The sequence below is a fragment of the Tepidicella baoligensis genome, from assembly GCF_013432195.1.
Lineage (GTDB): Bacteria > Pseudomonadota > Gammaproteobacteria > Burkholderiales > Burkholderiaceae_C > Tepidicella > Tepidicella baoligensis.
Genome location: NZ_JACCDB010000044.1, coordinates 1 through 375, shown reverse-complemented (window position 1 = coordinate 375; position 375 = coordinate 1). Strand labels below are relative to the sequence as shown.

Annotated in this window: 2 pseudogenes; both read right to left on the bottom strand. The window is 67.7% G+C overall.

The annotated features are described in order from the left end of the window. A pseudogene (locus HZS63_RS14065) lies at nucleotides 1–104 on the bottom strand (ATP-binding protein); the annotation flags it as partial. After that, nucleotides 101–375: pseudogene (locus HZS63_RS13810) on the bottom strand (hypothetical protein); the annotation flags it as partial. The pseudogenes HZS63_RS13810 and HZS63_RS14065, both read right to left, overlap by 4 nt.

Here is a 375-nt window from a genome sequence, read left to right as displayed (position 1 = left end):
GGCTCCTGGCTGGCCTGGGCCTGCATCACGCGGGTCGACAGGGTCTCGGCAATGCCCGAGAGGCGCAGCTCGCGCAGCGCGCGTTCGATCTCGGCCAGGTTCATGCCAGGCTCCCCGGTGCGGTGGTGGTGGCAGCGGTGGTACTGGATACGGTTGCCGTGGCCGTGGCTGCGGCGTGCGCGAAGAGATCACCGTACTCATCGACATCGCGGATGAGCCCGTGCTGCTGGGTCAGCTCTGGGGTGGTGAGCACCGCGCCGTTGTCACCGCTGGCATGGGCTTCAATGGCGGCGAGCGCCTGGGCAAAAAGACCCTCGCTCAAAGCCAGCACGCGCTTGTAGCTGTAGATGCCCTGCTCCAGGGCCTGGGCACAGG